20 protein-coding genes and 1 rRNA gene are annotated in these 19,662 nt (G+C 29.0%); 20 read left to right on the top strand and 1 reads right to left on the bottom strand.

Annotated features, from left to right (window positions below):
- The first annotated feature begins 152 nt into the window (after positions 1 to 152).
- Positions 153 to 261, top strand: a 5S ribosomal RNA gene (gene rrf, locus BMW96_RS02900).
- 390 nt (positions 262 to 651) lie between these two features.
- Here rrf and ptsP read toward each other — a convergent pair.
- Complete coding sequence (gene ptsP, locus BMW96_RS02895; protein ID WP_092352326.1) at positions 652 to 2,361, bottom strand: phosphoenolpyruvate--protein phosphotransferase; 1,710 nt, start codon at positions 2,359 to 2,361, stop codon at positions 652 to 654.
- Between the two features lie 838 nt (positions 2,362 to 3,199).
- Between ptsP and nagB the strand changes: the two genes are divergently transcribed.
- The 19 genes from nagB to mobL all read left to right on the top strand — a co-directional run bounded on the left by nagB (position 3,200) and on the right by mobL (position 19,171).
- Positions 3,200 to 3,931: a glucosamine-6-phosphate deaminase gene (gene nagB, locus BMW96_RS02890; RefSeq protein ID WP_092352311.1), complete on the top strand. Its 732-nt coding sequence runs from the start codon at positions 3,200 to 3,202 to the stop codon at positions 3,929 to 3,931.
- Between the two features lie 422 nt (positions 3,932 to 4,353).
- Positions 4,354 to 5,598, top strand: coding sequence for a deoxyguanosinetriphosphate triphosphohydrolase family protein (locus BMW96_RS02885; protein WP_092352309.1), 1,245 nt, complete (start codon positions 4,354 to 4,356; stop codon positions 5,596 to 5,598).
- A 61-nt stretch (positions 5,599 to 5,659) separates the two neighbouring features.
- Positions 5,660 to 6,604, top strand: coding sequence for a homoserine O-acetyltransferase MetA (gene metA, locus BMW96_RS02880; RefSeq protein WP_092352307.1), 945 nt, complete (start codon positions 5,660 to 5,662; stop codon positions 6,602 to 6,604).
- A gap of 185 nt (positions 6,605 to 6,789) precedes the next feature.
- A complete protein-coding gene (locus BMW96_RS02875; protein WP_092352305.1) occupies positions 6,790 to 7,515 on the top strand; it encodes a hypothetical protein in 726 nt (241 codons plus the stop codon).
- Between the two features lie 99 nt (positions 7,516 to 7,614).
- Complete coding sequence (locus tag BMW96_RS02870) at positions 7,615 to 8,640, top strand: hypothetical protein (RefSeq protein WP_244881243.1); 1,026 nt, start codon at positions 7,615 to 7,617, stop codon at positions 8,638 to 8,640.
- 112 nt (positions 8,641 to 8,752) lie between these two features.
- Positions 8,753 to 9,616 carry a hypothetical protein gene (locus BMW96_RS02865; protein WP_092352303.1) on the top strand — a complete coding sequence of 288 codons (864 nt, stop codon included), beginning with the start codon at positions 8,753 to 8,755 and terminating at the stop codon, positions 9,614 to 9,616.
- Between the two features lie 148 nt (positions 9,617 to 9,764).
- A complete protein-coding gene (locus BMW96_RS14030) occupies positions 9,765 to 9,926 on the top strand; it encodes a hypothetical protein (RefSeq protein WP_157796060.1) in 162 nt (53 codons plus the stop codon).
- A 122-nt stretch (positions 9,927 to 10,048) separates the two neighbouring features.
- Complete coding sequence (locus BMW96_RS02860; RefSeq protein ID WP_092352301.1) at positions 10,049 to 10,321, top strand: hypothetical protein; 273 nt, start codon at positions 10,049 to 10,051, stop codon at positions 10,319 to 10,321.
- Between the two features lie 28 nt (positions 10,322 to 10,349).
- Positions 10,350 to 10,745 carry a hypothetical protein gene (locus BMW96_RS02855; RefSeq protein WP_092352299.1) on the top strand — a complete coding sequence of 132 codons (396 nt, stop codon included), beginning with the start codon at positions 10,350 to 10,352 and terminating at the stop codon, positions 10,743 to 10,745.
- 80 nt (positions 10,746 to 10,825) lie between these two features.
- On the top strand, positions 10,826 to 11,341 hold the full coding sequence (locus BMW96_RS02850; RefSeq protein WP_143050701.1) for a hypothetical protein: 516 nt from the start codon (positions 10,826 to 10,828) through the stop codon (positions 11,339 to 11,341).
- Positions 11,342 to 11,379: 38 nt separating this feature from the next.
- The gene (locus BMW96_RS02845) at positions 11,380 to 12,045 is read left to right on the top strand and encodes a sortase domain-containing protein (RefSeq protein ID WP_092352295.1); all 666 of its coding nucleotides are present in this window, start codon (positions 11,380 to 11,382) and stop codon (positions 12,043 to 12,045) included.
- A gap of 232 nt (positions 12,046 to 12,277) precedes the next feature.
- Positions 12,278 to 12,796, top strand: coding sequence for a hypothetical protein (locus tag BMW96_RS02840; RefSeq protein WP_092352293.1), 519 nt, complete (start codon positions 12,278 to 12,280; stop codon positions 12,794 to 12,796).
- Positions 12,797 to 13,035: 239 nt separating this feature from the next.
- The gene (locus BMW96_RS02835) at positions 13,036 to 13,746 is read left to right on the top strand and encodes a ParB N-terminal domain-containing protein (protein WP_092352291.1); all 711 of its coding nucleotides are present in this window, start codon (positions 13,036 to 13,038) and stop codon (positions 13,744 to 13,746) included.
- Positions 13,747 to 13,941: 195 nt separating this feature from the next.
- Entirely contained in the window at positions 13,942 to 14,919 is a 978-nt protein-coding gene (locus BMW96_RS13840; protein ID WP_143050700.1) for an amidoligase family protein, read from the top strand.
- A gap of 214 nt (positions 14,920 to 15,133) precedes the next feature.
- Entirely contained in the window at positions 15,134 to 16,048 is a 915-nt protein-coding gene (locus tag BMW96_RS14430) for a class II glutamine amidotransferase domain-containing protein (RefSeq protein WP_244881242.1), read from the top strand.
- A 140-nt stretch (positions 16,049 to 16,188) separates the two neighbouring features.
- Positions 16,189 to 16,395, top strand: coding sequence for a hypothetical protein (locus BMW96_RS02820; RefSeq protein ID WP_092352289.1), 207 nt, complete (start codon positions 16,189 to 16,191; stop codon positions 16,393 to 16,395).
- Between the two features lie 265 nt (positions 16,396 to 16,660).
- Positions 16,661 to 17,137, top strand: coding sequence for a hypothetical protein (locus tag BMW96_RS02815; protein WP_092352287.1), 477 nt, complete (start codon positions 16,661 to 16,663; stop codon positions 17,135 to 17,137).
- A gap of 20 nt (positions 17,138 to 17,157) precedes the next feature.
- On the top strand, positions 17,158 to 17,556 hold the full coding sequence (locus tag BMW96_RS02810; RefSeq protein ID WP_092352285.1) for a hypothetical protein: 399 nt from the start codon (positions 17,158 to 17,160) through the stop codon (positions 17,554 to 17,556).
- A gap of 1 nt (position 17,557) precedes the next feature.
- A complete protein-coding gene (mobL, locus tag BMW96_RS02805; RefSeq protein WP_092352283.1) occupies positions 17,558 to 19,171 on the top strand; it encodes a relaxase MobL in 1,614 nt (537 codons plus the stop codon).
- The last annotated feature ends 491 nt before the right edge of the window (positions 19,172 to 19,662 follow it).

The raw sequence follows: 19,662 nt of genomic DNA, 5'->3' as shown, positions 1-19,662 counted from the left end.
TGGCGACATGTTAAGCGGACTGATACTAATAGGTCGAGGACTTAACCTAGAGAAGAAAGGTTAAGGCTTGAGAGAAAAGGAAGACAAAAGACGCAGTAGAACTATTATCCGGTTTTGAGTGATTCTCAAAAGGGATTGCTTAAAAAAGAAGATCTGGTAGCGATAGCATGATGGACACACCTGTACCCATACCGAACACAGAAGTTAAGCATCATAACGGCGAAGATAGTACTGCGGTGCGACAATAGCAAGCTGCCGGTTCTTTTTTTTGTCTTTTTTTATTTCCTCGTACTTTCTTCTGGAATTTTTATTTCCTGATGAGATTATTTTTTAACTTCTATTAGATATTTTAGCTTAGTTATTGCTTAGGCTGATAAAATATTGATCTTAAATAAAGTCATTACCATTGTCTTGTTTATTATAAAGTTATTGCTGATGGATTAGCAGAACATCAGGGGACAATGATGATTAAAAATCTAATTATTGCTTGTATTCTCATTGTACTAAAAGCAAGTAAAAATAATAGAAGATGTCTTATTTAATAATAAAATATCAATAATTAGTAATTCAAAAAAAAGATTATTTTTGTATATAAAAAAAGCTGAACGAACTTAACTTATTTTAAGTTTGTTTCGTTACAGCTTTTTTTTATTACATTTCTATATATTCTTTTACTAGAGCAACTACTTCTTCCATAGTTGAACAATTAATTGCTTTAGCAGCTAATTCGTTCATTTCGGATTTTTTCATTGATCTTATTAATTTTCTTTGAGAAAGAATTGATGTAGCAGACATTGAGAATTCATCTAATCCTAAACCAATTAATAATGGGGCAGCAATTGCTTCTCCAGCCATTTCTCCACACATTCCAGTCCATTTACCTTCAGCATGCGCTGAATCAATTACATGTTTAACTAAACGTAAAATTGATGGATGGAAAGGTTGATATAAGTAAGAAACTCCAGAAGACATTCTATCAGCAGCAAATGTATATTGAACTAAATCATTTGTACCAATTGAGAAAAAGTCTACTTCTTTAGCAAATTGATCTGCTAATACTGCAGCAGCAGGAATTTCAATCATAATACCAACTTGCAATGTATCAGAAACAGCAATTCCTTCATTTACTAATTTTTCTTTTTCTTCCATTAAGATGCCTTTTGCTTTTCTAAATTCATCTAAAGTTGCAATCATTGGGAACATTATTCTTAAATCACCATAAACTGAAGCTCTAAGTAATGCTCTTAATTGAACTCTAAAAATATCTTCTCTTTGGAAACATAAACGTACTGCTCTTACACCTAAGAATGGATTCATTTCTTTTGGTAAATCTATTGCTTCAATTTCTTTATCTCCACCAATATCTAAAGTACGAACAACAGCTGGTTTACCCTCAAGTCCTTCAAGAACTTCTTTATAAACATTAAATTGTTCTTCTTCAGTAGGTAATTGAGCTGATTCCATATATAAAAACTCAGTTCTAAATAATCCAACACCTTCACCACCATTATCAATTACGCCTTGAATATCTTTTGGTGATCCAATATTTGCGACTAATTCAACATGATGATCATCTAAAGTAACAGATTTTTCATTTTTCATTTTCTTTAATTCTTCTTTATAAGCAATAAACGCTTCACGTTTAGCTTGATATTCTTTAATTTCTTCATCAGTAGGATTGATAATTACAATACCAGCTTCACCATCTAAAACAATCATATCATTATCATTAGTAGTTTCAGTAATTGTTTTACAAGAAACAACTGCAGGAATTTCTAATGAACGAGCCATAATAGCTGAGTGAGAAGTTCTACCACCTATATTAGTTGCAAATCCTCTAACTAAATTTTTATTTAATTGTGCTGTATCAGAAGGAGTAAGATCATCAGCAATAATAACAACTTCTTCATCAATTAAAGCAGGATTAGGTAATGATTTACCAAGTAGATTTGCCAACAAACGACGAGATACATCTTTAATATCAGCAGCTCTTTCTCTGAAATAATCATCATCCATACTTTCAAACATTGCAATAAACATATTAGCAACTTCGTCTAATGCTGCAGCGGCATTAATTTTTTCATTTTTAATTTTTTCTTCTACTTGAGTTTTTAATTCAGGGTCTTGTAAAACTAATGCATGTGCATCAAATACAGCTGCTTCTTCAGCAGATAGGTTCTTAGTAGCAGCTTCTTTAATTGATTCTAATTCTTTTGCGGTTTGTGACATTGCTTCATCAAAATTTTTGATTTCAGCATCTGTATCTGCAATAGTAACCTTAGTTACAGTTAAATCGGGCATAACTAGTTTATAGGCTTTAGCAATTGCAATCCCACTAGATGCCCCAATACCTTTTATCATAATAAAAACACCTCCATACATTCCTTATTCTACCTTATTTTATGTGAAAAATAAAGAAATATCGTCGATTGGGTAATCTTTTTTCACAACTTAGAAAGGTTATGGGTATTTAGATGAGTGATAAAGTAAATGTGTTTTTTCAGGATGAAAAAGCAAAGTCAATTTATAGTACTGAAAAGTATAATTTTCAAAATAAATATAATGCAAACTATTAGAAAAGTAATACATAATAGATTGGGTTAAATATGTTTTTGGATGTAGTTAAATTGTTATAGTATGGATTTTATAATATCTAAATAGAATATCAGATTAATGTCATCATTAACTTGAAAAAGTTTCTAACATAATATTGTTATTGGAATATGAATAGGTATATTAATAATTATAGTATTTTCTATATTATTTAGAAATCATCTTATGATCTTACTTTATGGTGATACTATCAGTAATTATATTAATGTAGTATGTATTGAGAAGTTTTGTAATCAGCTTACTTATAAAATAAAGCAGTTAATTAAAATGTAATAAAAAACCAGTAGTGTCTATAAAATCAGTACTTAGAAATTAGGGTTTAAGCATTTTAGCCATTAGAACTTTCCAAATAATAGAAGAGATATTTTGCTAATACATTATTTCATTGTGGGTAGGAATAAAGAAAATTTTTTAAAGACATGAAACAGTGCAAAAAAAGACAGACAGTAATAAATGAAGAAATATTGGATTAAATCTTAATCAGAAATCTTTAAAACAAAAAAATTACTCGTTAATGTAGGTAAATTCAAGCTTTAACTTGAAGTTTTTAGATAAAAATAGTATCATATATTTGGAGGGACACAATATGAAATTAATTATAGTTGAAAATTATGAAGAAGCAAGTGTTGAAGCTTCAAAAGTTATGTTAGAGGTAGTAAAAAATAATCCAGCTGCTAATTTAGGATTAGCTACAGGTTCTACACCAATTAGAATGTATGAATTGATGATTGAAGACCATAAGGAGAACGGGACTTCTTATAAAGATATTAAATCGTTTAATTTAGATGAATATTTTGGATTAGAAGCAAGTCATCCACAAAGTTATCATTATTTTATGAATAAACATCTATTCTCTGGTATTGATATTAAATTAGAAAATGTTCATGTACCAAATGGGGCTGGTGAAATTCAAGAAAGTTGTGATGATTACAATAAATTATTAGCTGAAAATCCAATTGATATTCAATTACTAGGAATTGGATCAAATGGGCATATTGGTTTTAATGAACCAGGTACTTCTTTTGATTCAGTAACTCATATGATAGAATTAAAAGAAAGTACACGTCAAGATAATGCTCGTTTATTCTTTGATGGAAAAATTGATGATGTACCAACACATGCAATTACTATGGGTATTTCAAATATAATGCAAGCTAAAAAAGTATTGTTAGTAGCATGTGGTGAAAATAAAGCGGAACCTATTAAAGTATTAGTTGAAGGTCAAAAAACTACTGATGTACCAGCAAGTGCGCTTCAAGATCATAGTGATGTAGTAGTAATTGTTGATAAAGCGGCAGCAAGTTTATTAACAAAATAAGTTATAATAGGTAAAATTATTGATACTTTAATTCTTCAGTGTTTAAGGAATTAAATAGAGGTAGAAAATCTTGATGATAATCATCATGAATTTCTATCTTTTTATTTTACTTATCATATTTGTTTTCCATATTATTTTTTATGTTATATATATTAAAATGATGATTATTATATTAGTATTGTTTGTTTAGATTTTGTATCTAAATTATATAATGAAAGGGAATTTTTTAAGGTCATCAATTAATGATTTTAAATATAAATTACATCAATAGATGAATAACTTAATAAAAGTTTTTTTATTATGATTAAAATTCAAGATATTTATCTTTTCACTTTTAAATCCTTTTTTTTGGTTTTAAAATCATAGTTGTGATTTGTTTTAATTTAAAAAGTGTCATATAATTACAAAAAAGGGGGATTAATATGACAAAAAATTTATTTAAAGATGTTAGAATGGATGAATTCCATCCAGAATTTAAGAACGCAAAAAAAAGATTAGAGCCGTTATACCAAAGAAATAATGATTTAAGAAGTGAGTTTGGACGTGATTATACAAGAATTATTTTTAGTCAAGCATATCGTCGATTAAAACATAAAACACAAGTGTTTTTTGCAGTAAAGGATGATCATGTATGCACTCGTAGTGAACATGTAAATTTAGTTGAATCGATAAGTTATACAATTGCTAATTACTTAGGTTTAAATACAGAATTGACTAAAGCAATTGCTGTTGGTCATGATTTAGGCCATGCACCATTTGGTCATGGTGGTGAACGAATTATAAATGAATTAGCTAAAAAATATGGTTTAGAATCATTTTGGCATGAACGAAATAGTTTACATTTTATTGATAATATTGAAACATTAGAAGATAATTTACATCATCGGCAAAATCTTAATTTAACCTATGCAGTTCGTGATGGAATAATATCACATTGTGGTGAAATGAATCAAAAATGCATTGTTAAAAGAAATGAGTATATTGATTTAAATGATTATACAAGTGCAGGGTTGTATAATCCATATACTTGGGAAGGCTGTGTTGTTAAAATGGCTGATAAGATTGCTTATTTGGCGCGAGATATCGAAGATGCATTGAGGTTGAAAGTACTTAAGGAAAATAAAGTAGAGGTGTTAAGAGCATCGTTAAATAGTATTGCGAGTGATTATAAGTTTAATGCAATTAATAATGGGACAATAGTAAATTATTTTATTCAGGAAGTTTGTGAAAATAGTAATCCTGTAAATGGAATTTCTTTGTCTCAGGAAGCTTTTGAAATTATGAAAACAATTATGAAATTTAATTACCAAAATATATATTTGATTGATCGGGTACAAATTCATACAAATTATGTTAATTTAATTTTAAATTCTATTTTTGATTTTTTCATTAAGTATTATCTTATTGCAAAGGATAGTAATAGTAGTTTAATTAATGAGTTACTTAAAGATCAAGATGATTATCCTCATGCTATTAATGGGTTTGTTCATTGGTTAAAAAAATATAGTAGAATGAAAGGATTAGAACGATTAGATATTTATGAAAATAAGATTATTTATGATTTTATTGAAGATGACAAAGCAATTATAAAAAGTATAATTGATTACCTATCTGGGATGTCAGATGAATATATTATTCAAATTTTTAATGAATTGATTTCATTTTAATATTTAGACTTAAAATCTAATCTAAGATATGTTAAACTAAACAATATCGGAGGTGCAAAATATGCCTATTAAAATACCAAATGATTTACCTGCAAGTAAGATTTTAAAAGATGAAAATATTTTTGTAATGGATGAAAATAGGGCATTAGCACAACAAATCAGACCATTACAATTATTAATTTTAAATGTTATGCCTACTAAAATAGTTACTGAAACACAATTGTTAAGAATGCTTTCAAATACACCTTTACAAATAGAAGTTGATTGGATTCATATGGCTAGTCATGAATCTAAAAATACATCCCAAGAACATCTTTTAGCTTTTTATAAAACTTTTGATGAAATCAAGGAAAATAAATATGATGGTTTTATAATAACTGGTGCACCAGTAGAAAAAATAAAATTTGAAGATGTTGATTATTGGCAGGAAATGGAGAAAATTTTAGAGTGGTCAAAAACACATGTGTTTAGTTCTTTCTTTATCTGTTGGGCTTCACAAGCAGCACTTTATTATTTTTATGGCATTGAAAAACATGCATTAAAAGAAAAATTAACAGGAGTATATTTTCATCATACCAATGTTAATAAGATGAAACGAAAAATATTACGTGGTTTTGATTATCAATTTTATGCTCCTCATTCACGTTATACAACAGTTATGGCAGAGGATATTGCAACTATAGAGAATCTAGAAATTCTTGCTAGTAGTGATGAAGCTGGGGTATATTTGATTGCTGAAAAGGATGGATCACGTTTTTTTGTAACAGGGCATCCAGAATATGACCCTGATACTTTAGATAAAGAATATAGACGAGATTTAGCAATCTCGGATATTGCTACAATGCCTAAAAATTATTATAGAAATGATGATATGCATAACGAGATTTTAGTAAAGTGGCGTTCTCATGCGTATTTGTTATTTAGTAATTGGTTGAATTATTACGTTTACCAGTTAACACCTTTTGATTTAAATGAATTAGAAAGTATAAAAAAACAACAAAAATAAAACGGCAATCCTGCCGTTTTTTTCTTACTGGTGCGATATGAGCATTTACACTCGAACATAATAAAAGGTTATAAGATAAAATTTAAAATAAAAAAGGCTAAAAACAAAAAGGAATACAAACAAAGAGAGAGGTTAAACCCATAAGGGCTTAACCTCTCTCTTTGTTTGTATAGAAAGGGGTAATTATGGGACAGTGGATAAAACTGAATAAGCACGAAATTCATGTAAAGAGAGAAGTAATCCATAATCTAATTAAAATGGATAAGTCTGTTTACGCAACTTTTACTGAAACTGAAGATTATATTCCTTCTTTTAGCACATCCGTAATCGTGGTAGGGGATAGTTCGATTAAAAAGGTAGGAAAACAGTTTGCTGCCTTAATGAAAAAATTAGAAGCTGAGGAACATTATTATAAATATAGCCAGCTTTTAGCAATTTTAGAAAAATATGACTGCCGTTTAAGAGAGATTATTGAATACAGATGCTTTATGAACAGCAATTTTGAAAATATGGTATATAAGTTTTATTTGGACAGACGACAGATTGCTTATTATTTTAATACAGCATGTTTAATAATTGCTTATTTGGATAGAAATATAGATTTTTCTATAATAGATTATTTTAATTACTACAAGCGAAATCACACGTTAAATTATGCTTTAAATGCGGTTGTTAAAATTCTTCTAACAGAAGCTGAGATAAAAAATTTGGATACAACGAAAATCTTTAATTTTTTGGCAGCAGAATTAAAAAATTGCAAGAAAGAAGAAACAAATGAGTTTGTAAGTGCTGTTTATCGAATATCGTACAAACACCCTGAAATAAAAATTAAATTAAAACCTCAACTGGAAGAAAATTATGTCGGGATAAAACACAAAATCGAAGAAAAAACAAAAAGTTCGATCTTATAATATAAGTCAAAAATTTCATGATTTCAGCGCCAAAAATAGGTCTGAAATAAAAAAAACATTAAAGCGGAGCTTTAATGTTAATTTAGGAGGAAGGAAGCAGTGATTACTCATAATAGCTATGTGGCTTATGATACATGTAACTCAAGAAAAGATATTTACAGATGGCTGGAAGGTGGTGATATCCTTATTTACAGTAATCGTACTGATTATAAAACAGTTATCGAACATCAATGTGACTATAAAGACAAACATAAATATATCTATGGCAAAAACCAGAATAAGAAAGTCTACTCTAACATCTATGCACACACACTGGAAGTTATGATTCCAGTCAATATGTCAGATACATTAAAGCATGATTTTATCAAAAAATTTATGTTTGCATTATCTCCATGGTTTAAGTTGGATAGCTTTTTATACTGCTATAAATTTGTTTCTCAAGGTAATGGTGAATACATACATGTTCTGTGCTTTACTCGAAAATATTTTAAAAGAAAACAGACAATGGTAGTGAAATATACAAAAGATTATTATTACTGCATCAAAACTAAAAAACTATGCAAAAAAGATAACCCAGATGCTGTTCTAGTACACAAAAAAGGAGATGTAAAAAAAGATGAAAATGGCTGTACTGTAAAAGAAACTTTCTATGTTGCAAAAACAGAGAAGGAAATATTTAAATATACTTCTTTCAGTAGGTTTCATAAACGTCTTTTGAAAACCGCTGTATATGCAGGAATGCTGTTAGATCGTGATTTTTGGAAAAGCAGTATAAAATATTTTTCACGGATAACTGTTAAGAGTTCAAGTTTCAAAAGTAAAGAGAAAATCTATATAAAAAATGCCATGATAACCAGACTAAATTTTAGAATCTATGATATGCAGATTGCTTTGCGTGAGGGAAAGTTCTATCTCAATAAAGCTTTTCATAAGCTCATACACCGTATTCATGGATTGATTTATCTAACTAGATGGAGTGACCCAGTGAGTGGCAGTTCGATCTATCTTGGAACGAAACAGTCTGTTACTTGCCTAAAAGATAATATAGCATTGTTTGAGGAACATATAGAAACAATTTTGAACCAGTGGTGGTATGACGAAGTCTACAAATACTGGATGTGCTAACTGCTTTTTAAAGATTTGAAACAGATAATCACATACTTTATAAACAAAATATATCGAAAGGAAAAGTATATAATTGACAGTTAAATAAGCCAATTATATACAGGAAATGAAAATGGGATTATTAGATAGTATGACAAGAGATCTAGGGATGACTATACGAGTATTAATTGATGATGTAAGAATAAACTGTTTAAATGAAGCGGTTTACGACGAAGCTGAAAACGAGTTTATTGGTGCGCTGATGAACTCAATTCGTGATGATGGACAATTTGAAAACGCTATTGCTTATGCTAGTGAGGTTGATAGAAATGGAGAAATTGATGGTCGCAAATATACTCTTTTAGGTGGAAATACACGCTATCTAGCAATTAGTAAATTGCGTGATGCTGGTGAGGGGGACGGCTACATTAACATTTCTGTTGTAAATAAGCCCGAATCTACAAGAGAAGAACTTGAAATGATTGTAAAAAATAATATTCAGCGAAAAAAGAAACCTGAAGAACGATTTCATGAAATTAAAATCATGGAAAAAATCTATGAATTAATTGATGAAAAACCGGCTGGAACTAAGAGAGACTGGATTGGAAATCAATTAGGTATATCTGGTCGTTATGTTGACAAATTGATTAAACAGTTTAGTGAACCTGAAGTACATTCAAACAATGAAGAAAACGAAGCTGAAGCTGATACTGTTGAGTATGAAGTGTTTGAAGGACAAACGACATTTGAAGATTTTTGGGGTGAAACATTTGAGGATGATGATGGAACTAGTTCCATTCTAGAAAATGAAGAACATACTGTAACTAGAAATGCTAATGGTGCTTTAACAAAAGAAGATATTCAGAAAATGTTGGAAAAAAATATTAGTCAAGTCAAAAAGACAGCAGATGCTGCTGTAGAAATTGGATTATATGAAGTGGATGATTTATTAGACAAAATTTCATCTGAAATTAAAGAATTAATTGATATTTTATAAGCAATGCCTGAGTCTATGAACATGGCATGATCTACATGCAAAAGCAAAGTAGTACAAGTCTCCACTTTGCCTTCTTATGTAGATCATGCGCTTGTAGAAAGTGTGAAGGGGATAGCTCCTTAAATATAAAAGAAATGAGGAAGATAAAATGTTAAATACAGCAGAAATTAGAGAATATATTAGCTATCACATTAGCAGTGCTTGGAATGATAATCGCAGAATAAAATTAGATAGCAATATTGTTAATGAATTGGTCAATGAGTTAAGAGAAGAATATGAAAAAGAGCTGAAAATGCTGTTAGAAGAATAAGAATATTGCTAGAACAAAGATAATAAAAACAGCACCTATTAAAGTTTCAACTAATGTAGTTATTACCCCAGAAACAGAAGAAATTATAGAGGAATTAAAAAAAGATAGAAAGGTGATTTATAATGGCAAAGATTAATACCGATTTTTTACTACGTTTAGCAAATAACCAAATTTCAGACGAAGAAATAGTAACTGGATATATGAGATATTATGTTGCTCAGGGTCGTAATTTGGGAGATATGAAACACGATTATATACGTATATCTAGTAACCTTGATGGTATTACCCTATCTAATTTGATGATAGAACGTGCTTTAACTAAAACAAGACAAATATTAGATAAGTATCTAATATTCAATTTTAACTGTCGTACTACAGACGATATTGAAATATGAAAGTGAAATCAAAATGGAGGTGATTAGAATGGCTCATGATTTTACCATAAGAGTACCAAACGGAATATGGTCAAAAAGGTATATTGTGACATTTACTGAAGATGAAAGCAGTATTTATCATGAATATACTGAAAAAGAAGAATACAAAGGGATTCCAGATGATCAGGTTTTTTTCTTTGGATATGCAGATGGAATTTTTTATAAAGCTTTTAGATGCGAGGAATGCAATAATTTATTATCTGGTGATGGATCAGTACATTTGATTCCGTATGATACTGCAGTAAATGCCTTGAAAACAGCAATAGATGAATTTTATAAATTAGACTACCCTGATCCAACAAGAATTAACGATATTAAAGAATTTTATGAACGTATGAAACACGATTATAAAAATGTTGAATATTTTGAAATTATTTTTGATTAATTTAATTGAGGTTGAAATGGTTAATTGAAAATATGAAAAGAGTTTTAAAATTCAGGAGGTCATTAAAAAAGTGAATGAAAATGTATTTGATTAAATATAAAGATGGGATTTATGCAGGAATATATATTAATAAGTTTGGACCAGACTGTTATCCTAGTGATAAGTCTAACAAACATAAACCAAAAATCTTTGAGACATGGAATGATGCTAAAAAGCATCTTGTGTATCTAAAAAAGATAATTCCTCATGAGGAAACTGAAGATTACTATAACTTTCATATTATAGAATGGTTAGATGTTAATCTGGAAAGGCATCTGCAATCTATTGGCTTAAATCCTACTAGGCATAATCAATTTAAGCCTTACCACTTTGAAGATTTAAAACCCAAAATGTGGGTATGGGATAATAAAGAAAAGGATTGTGAAAGGATTAGAAGAAAATTAAAACCATGGGAATGCGAACACTTATATCATGATAGGGATAAAAGAGTATTTATGTCCGAGTGGTATGCAATTGAATTTGAAGAAAATCGTTTTTTCCCTATTCAAATGGCAGAAAAAGAGCTATTAGAGCTATATGGTTTAAAAATTAAATAGAATGGAGTTTGATTAATGAAGAATTAGAGGTGGTCTTTATGAGTAAAAAAATCATTAAGCTGTTACTAGTTATAATAACTATATTTAGTATTGGAAATTGTTATGTTCAAGATGTATCAACATCTAATTCTAAAAAGGCTTTAATTACTAATGTCAATAAGATAACAGGTAATTCGTATGTTGCCTTAACAAAAGAAGTAGAAAAAAAAGAAGTTGATGATTCTAATAATGAAATAAGGAATGAAGATAATAACAAAAAAAATGATACTAATGATTTTACTGTTCCTAAAAAAGAAAAACAAATGATAATAGATAATTCTATTACTATTCCTAATGTATGTACCAATGCTCGTTTGAGTATTGGTTCAACACAAGAAGCAGTTGATCAATATGATATCTGTATTATGACCGAAGCTGCATTTTTATTCGGATGTGGAAAACTAGTACTTTTAGGAGGACATAATACGAAATCATTAAAATATTTGTATAGAGCAAGTTTAAATGATGTTATATCAGTTAATTACAACTCGCATATTTATAAATATAAAATTGTTTATAGTAATGAGTGTACAAATGATGGATATAAATTATATGACATTGAGACAGGTATAAATATGCTTGATTATAATTTAGATCAGGAAATTTTATATATTTATACTTGCTATAATTCCAATAATTGGTTGGTTAAGGCAATAAGAGTATAATATCTAGGTTATTTGTATCAAGAGAATTAATAAAAAAGCACCCGTTAGTTATTAGTCTGGGTGCTCTATCTTTTTATTAAATTTCTGGTAATCTAATTTGAAAATTTACTAATTTAAATGATGTGTCTAAGAACATTGCGTGATCTGCGACAAAAAACAAGGTAGTACAAGTCTCCACCTTGCTTTTTTTCTTGACTACGCTCTTGTAGAAGGTGAAGGAGGTGCATTAATTATGAGTGTAAATAGCAACTTAATTGAAATGAAAGAATCATTAGATCAATTAGAAAAAAGTGGATTGTATGATGTTGAAAAATTTAGTTGTTCTTTAAAACATCTTACTAGTCAATTAGAATATTTTTACTGTAATTTAGTCAAGGATAGAGAACGGGATATTGATAATACATATTATTATTTATCAAATCGTCCGCAAGTTCATCAGATGGCATATTTCAATATTGGACGTGGTTTTCCTAAAGAGTTAATGGATGGACATTGGTGTTATATTTTAAAAGATTTAGGTTATAAAATGTTGATCATTCCTTGTACTTCAATCAAAGAAACAAAAGCAAATCCTGAATTTGAAATGGATATTGAGGTATTAATTAATAATAAAAAAACCAAAAGTCGATTGCAGTTAAGCGAAATTCGTTGTGTAGATACGCAGCGGATTGATTTAAGAAAAACATTTGCTGATGTTCTTGTTGAAAGAGACTGTATAACAGAATTTATAAAAAGTAAATTAATAGACTAATATAAAAATAACAACAAAATCTTTATTATCGCTAGTACTCAAAATAACGAAAACAAATAAGTTCGTTATTTTGAGTTTTTTTATCATGGAACAAGTTTCATGTGTCTAAGAACATTGCGTGATCTTCAATCAAAAGCAAGGTAGTACAAGTCTCCACCTTGCTTTTTCTCTTGCTCCCGCTCTTGTAGAAGGTGAGGAAGGTAGCTTCTTAAATATAAAAAAGAAACGAGGAAATTAATATGAGTTTATTAAGTAGTGTTACAAGGGATTTAGGGATGACACAAAGAGTAAGCGTGGCTGATGTAAGACTTAATGATATGAATTTTTATGATTATCAAGATAATGTTATTGATAGTCTTGCAAGCTCTATATCAGAAAATGGACAAATGGAAAATGCTATTGCTTATGCTAGTGAGGTTGATAGAAATGGAGAAATTGATGGGTGCAAATATACTCTTTTAGGTGGTCATACACGTTATTTAGCAATATGTAAACTCCATGAAAGCGGATTAGGTGATGGTTATATTAATATATCTATTGTTGAAAAACCTACCAATGAATTAATGGAATTAGGATTAATAATGTCAAATAATGTGCAGAGAAAAAAATCTCAAGAAGTAAGATATTATGAAATTCAACAATGGAGTAAAATTTATGAGGAGATGGAAGAAAGACCATCAGGTACTAAACGTGACTGGATTGGTTCGAAAATAGGGATGTCTGGCAGAGGTGTTGATAAAATAATAAAAAAAGTTGAAAGCCAAAGTAATAATATGGAATCTCATTCTGTTGCAAGAGAACTTACTTTATCAGATGTTATTAAGCGCTTAAAAACAAATAAAAAAGCATTAGAGAAAACATTCACCATGCTTGAAGCCTGTGGTTGCGAATATATGTCAAGTGATATTATTAATGCTATTGAAATATTAGATAATTTAATAAGAGATTAAAGCTATATCAAAAAAAGAAACAAAACAGTTTCTTTTTTTGATATAGAACAAGTTCCATGTGTCTAAGAACATTGCGTGATCTGCGACAAAAAGCAAGGTAGTACAAGTCTCCACCTTGCTTTTTCTCTTGACCCCGCTCTTGTAGAAGGTGAGGAAGGCAGCTTCTTAAATATAAAAAGAAATGAGGAACTTATTATGACATTATTATGTTACCATGGATTTAACAACTGGCAAAATTTTATGTTAGAGGGTGAAAACGAAAGAGATAATATCTTGTTTGGATTTGAACTGGAAGCAACGCAAGATAGTGATTTTGAAGGAAATATTGTGTCACCAGAGGAGATGGCAGGATGTTTAAAAAATGAATTTGGAAATTTATTTGTATATGAAAGAGATAGCTCTATTGGTTGCGGGCTTGAAATAATTTCTAATCCCATGACAATTGGTTGGTATAAAAATAATAATGACAAATTTAAAAAACTATTGAATATTTTAGACAATTCTCATTATGTTTCTACTAAAGGAAATAAATGTGGATTGCATATTCATTTTAATAGAAAAGCACTTGGATTTAATTCAAAAGAATATGATTTGTTGTTGAGTAATCTTAATAATAATACTCAAAAAGCAATACGAATTGATCATGAGAGGTCAAATATAACTATTGAAAATATGGTATCGATTATGGAATTATATCAAGAGGAATTAATTAAAATTAGTGGACGAAATCAAAAGAGTTTACGTTGGTGTAGATTTGAAACCCCAAATGGATATGAAGTAAAAGATATAAAAAAGTTTGCAAAAGATAAAAGAAAAAGTGGGGGAAATCATAATGATAGATATAAAGTAGTAAATACTACAAATGAAAAAACTGTTGAAATAAGATTGTGTAGAGGAACGTTGTTATGGGAGTCATTTAATTCACGGATTAATTTAATGTATAATATTGTAAATGTTGCTAGAAATTATCAAGGATTAGTTAATTTAGAAAAACTAATTGTATATAAAAATGATGAAGATACAATACAAATGATGAAAAATTATATTGAAAATAACAGTATTGAAAGAAGAAAAGTTGCTTTGGATGAAGTGACAAAAATAATTTTGTTAATGCCAAACAATAAACTAAGACCATCAAGTTTCCTGTTTGGTAAATACACGCAATTACAGTAATTTTAATTCTAATTGTTCTCAAAACAATGAATGAAATCTCATTGTTTTGAGTTTTTTTTATCATGGAACAAGTTCCATGTTGTCTAAGAACATTGCATGATCTGCGAAAAAAAGCAAGGTAGTACAAGTCTCCACCTTGCTTTTTTTCTTGCTCCCGCTCTTGTAGAAAATGAAAGGGTTACTCCTAAAATGCAAAAGAAACGAGGAAATAAATATGTGTATAATTATTGTAAAAAACAGTGGAATTGACTTACCAGATAAAGAGATTTTAAAAAGATGTTGGAATAAAAATCCTCACGGTGCTGGATTTATGTTTAATAATAACAATAAGATTATTATTAAAAAAGGCTTTATGTCTTATGAAAATTTTTATGAAAATTTATTAAGAAATGATAAGCAGTACAGATTAAAAAATCAGAGTGTTGTATTTCATTTTAGAATATCAACAAGCGGTTTAATTGATAAAGGTAACTGTCATCCATACCCGTTAACTAATGACAGTATATACCTTAGAAAAACTAATTTATGTTGTTCAATTGGGATTGCACATAATGGTATAATCCAAGAATATAATCACAAAGATAGTGTGTTAAACGATACACAGTTGTTTATTAAAAACATAATTTATGATTTAATATCTAATACAAAAATAGGATATTATAAATCAGAAGTATTTAAAAAAATTATGGAAAGCATGATAGACGATTCAAGATTAGCTATCATGAATGGTAATGGAGAAGTAGTAAAAATAGGAAGATGGTATGAAGAAAATGGATTATTTTTTTCAAATATTGGCTATAAAAATAATAGTGAAGTAAGGACGAGTATTCAAAAAAAACTAAAGTTATTTGATAATGAATTAAAATATTTTGATAATGATGAGAACGGTTTTTTTATTGATGATGTAGCAACTGATGAGTGTGATTATGAGGTTTTTTTGGATTCCCTTCGACAGTTGGATACATGGGAAAGTGTGTATGATAAATTTTATTTTCAAGAATATAGCGGGGCATGTGGGTCATATTTTCTTGATGAAGAAGATAATAAAATATATGAACTGGTTGACAAAAATCATTTATATTATCTTGGAAATTATAAAACAAAAAATGAATTTTATATTACAGATTAAATTATAAAAATGGGGACATTTTTTTAGAATAGACGTGTTATAATGTTATTGTGAAAAAATATTTTTCACAAAGACGTAGTATATTTGAGTAAAAAAGATAATCAAACGATTATCTTTTTTTGTTGGAAAGGAGGATTATTGTGATAGAAATTGAAAAAAAATTAGCTCAAATTCAAAAGAAAATTGATGAAGAAAAAGCTGTCATTTCTAAAAATGAAGAACAGCTAAAACAATCAAAAATTAACTTGTCTGACTTAGAAAAAAATAAAAAGTCTCTTTTGAAACTCAAGAAAAAAGCGGACGATTTTAACAAAAAAATAAGCGAAAGTCTGTCGGAATTAGACTAAATGTTATTGTCTATGAACTTTTGATAAATCATCCTAATAATTAGAGATGTATACGTATACGTTTACGAAAAAACGGTGATTTATCAAAAGCAGGATAAGGAGAAATCACAAGTGTTTACTGAAAAAAACGTAAACACTTTTATGTGATTCCTCGTGAACAACTGAGCAACGCTCAGTTTTTTTTTTAAAGCCGTATACGTATACAACTTGTGTGTTGTATACGAAATTGTATACGGTTTTTTAATATTCAAATAGAGGTGAAAAAATGGCTAAAAAAGTAATTACGTTCCGCATTGATTCTGAGGATGAAAACAAATTGTTAATGCTAGAAGAAACGTTTAAGCGTGATGCTGATGAAGCGGGTATAAAATTCAATCGTTCTATCGGTATGAGCAAAGTAATAAATATTGCATTCGATAAAACATTAAAGGATGGAACTAGTTCCATCTGTGATGATTCAACAATTCTAAATATTGAACAAAAGATCACTGATGGTTTTGACACGATAAATAACACTCTTAAAAAAAATAATCGTTCTAACGATATAGAGTTGGCATTAGTAGAATTGATTGAGGATGTCGAACTGATTTTAAAACTATTACCATATTCTAAGGAGTATCGCAATCCAGATAATTCAGATAAGACTAGAGAAATTTTAGAACTGGTACAAAGCAAATCTATGTTTAGAAAATATACTCAATCAAAAGCAAAAAAAGTAGTTGAATTAAAAAAGAATAAATAGTTAAAAAGGAGCCGAAACAAATGGCAAGCAAAAAAAAGAAACGTACCTATGAGCTTGATGAATCGACTTTAGTTAAGCTTAATCAGATTGTTAAAGTAATGAAGTCACGTGAAGAAACAGGCGATGATGGCAAGCAGTATTCTTTAAATATTGCCGTAGCAGAAGCAATTGATTATTACTACAATGTTGTAGTAAATTCTAACCCATCTTTTTTCACTAGAATTTCTACGAGTATAACAAGATCACTTATGAGTAAATATTTAAAACCGTTTACTGAAGCAGTGAATCAACTACTTATAAATGATGTACGTCAAAAAGTATTTAATGAAGCAGTTGCAAATAAACTCGGTATTAATGTGCTGGAAATAGAAGAACAAGTAGAACGCACTATTAACAATAATTTAAGTGGGGAAAAGTAGTATGGCGGAGTTATTTAACATAAGTAAAGTTAGATTTTTTGAATATGGAAAACCTGCGCCAGAAGGATCAAGATTCAAAGGTATTTTAAATGAAACTGCACTAGTTGGATATTATAACTATACAGAAGATGAAAAGAAAAATGAAAAAGATAAGGAACTTGAAACGCTGCATGAAGGTGGTTATCTTGGCTATGTTAATAAGGATGAATACACGTTCACCAGTGAAGGAAGTGGATGGCTGAAAAAAGAGGATAAAAAAAATTTTGAAAAAAATTTAACTTCTCTGTTTAATAAAAAAGGTGATATCTGGTGGGAAACAGTTATTTCTTTTTCTGATGAGGATGCAGCATCTCAGTTCGGACTAGAAGAAGTAGCTGACTATAAAATGTTAGTTGATCGCTGTATGCCTAAAATATGTAAGACACTTAAAATAGATTTAAACAATGTATTATGGTGGGCTAATCGACATGTGGATACTTTGCATCCACATGTTCATTTAAACTGGATTGAGAAAGATAAATCTCGAGCCAGAGGAAAATTGACTGAGGCAGAACTTAGAAGGGTTAAAAATGTTATTGCAACTGAACTGCTCCATATTCGTGAAGAAGTTCAAAATATTGATCTTGAAATTAAGAATAAAATTTTCAGGAAGAAGGATGAGCTGTATCATGAATTGATTAAAGCTGTCGGTAATGATGCTTTGAAAAAAAATATAAACGAGATTGCAGACCTGCATAACATTCTACCTAAAACTGGTAGACTAAGTTATAACTCATATGTGATGAAGCCATATAAAAAGGCTATTGATACAATCATTGGAAAAATACTCAGTGATAGTGAAATACAAAATTATTTCAATGAATACATAAATGTGTTAGAACGTATTAACGATTATCAGAATCGTTTTCTTAGTAAGTCAGGTGATAAAGATATTGCCAATATGAAAAATGCGGAGATGGATAAACTATATTCAAGAATTGGGAACATGATATTAAAAGATTATAAGAAAAAAAATAACAGAGAAATTAACGTTAGAGATAATGTTGACATGTTTAAATTCTCCAATTCAGCTAATGAAAATAATTATTATAATGGTGCTGCAACAATTGATAATCAAGTTACTGGTTATATTTTCACGATTAACAAAGGTTTGCTTGTAAGTCAAGATAATGATTTTATTTTCGTAAGGATTCCTCGTACTCATGGCAAAAAGTACATGTATCTTGATAAAAGAAAATACGAGCAGTTAAATAGTAATACCGGTAAATACCAGCTTGAAGCAAAATTAGTAACTATATACGATAAACAAGGTAATGCTGTTGAAGATATTACAATAGAAGATCTGATGAAATTCTGGGATGATAAAACGAAAATTAATTTTAAAAAGAATGTCAGTGATAAAGATGGAACAAGTTCCATCCAAAAAAACAAGAAGCGTTCAGTTAAAAACAATAGTGAGATCAATCCGGGAATTGTTAAACAGAAAAAAGTTGTTAATGATTATGTAAAAAAAATAAGGCGCTGGATGAAATTTAGAAACGTATATGTATCTAATACAGAACAGTATAAAGAATTGCGAGAATGGGAACGTGCTAATAATATTAAACAAATCTAAAAAATACTGATTATTATTGCAGGAATCTGTCGAATTATGCAATAATGTTTTATGGAGGTATTTGTATGTTGAATACTATCCTGAAGTGCCACTACTACTTTTCTGTACATGAATTTAGAATCAATATTAGAGTTATTAATACTTTACTTGATTGTTGTAGAGCTAAAGAAAAAAGACTAGGCATCTAGTCTTTTAGGTAGTGGTACTAAAAAAGAAGGGACGGCAATCCCTTCTTTTAATTTGTGGTTTTTCTACCACTTTTCTGTACAATTATATTATAGCACATTTAGAAAAAAAATATACTGTTAGTTGATTTTTATTTAAAAGAATTTGGGGACATTTTTTCAAAATAGACATGTTATAATGTTATCATATAGATAATTTTAGGAAAGATGGAGCTTGTTCCATCACAAAATTAAATAACTAAAGACGGTCGTAATGATTGTCTTTTTTTTCGGAAAGAAATATAAATTAAACAGACAATTAATTTT

The sequence above is a fragment of the Thomasclavelia cocleata genome, assembly GCF_900102365.1.
Classification (GTDB): Bacteria; Bacillota_I; Bacilli_A; order Erysipelotrichales; family Coprobacillaceae; genus Thomasclavelia; species Thomasclavelia cocleata.
This window is presented reverse-complemented; position numbering and strand designations above follow the sequence as displayed.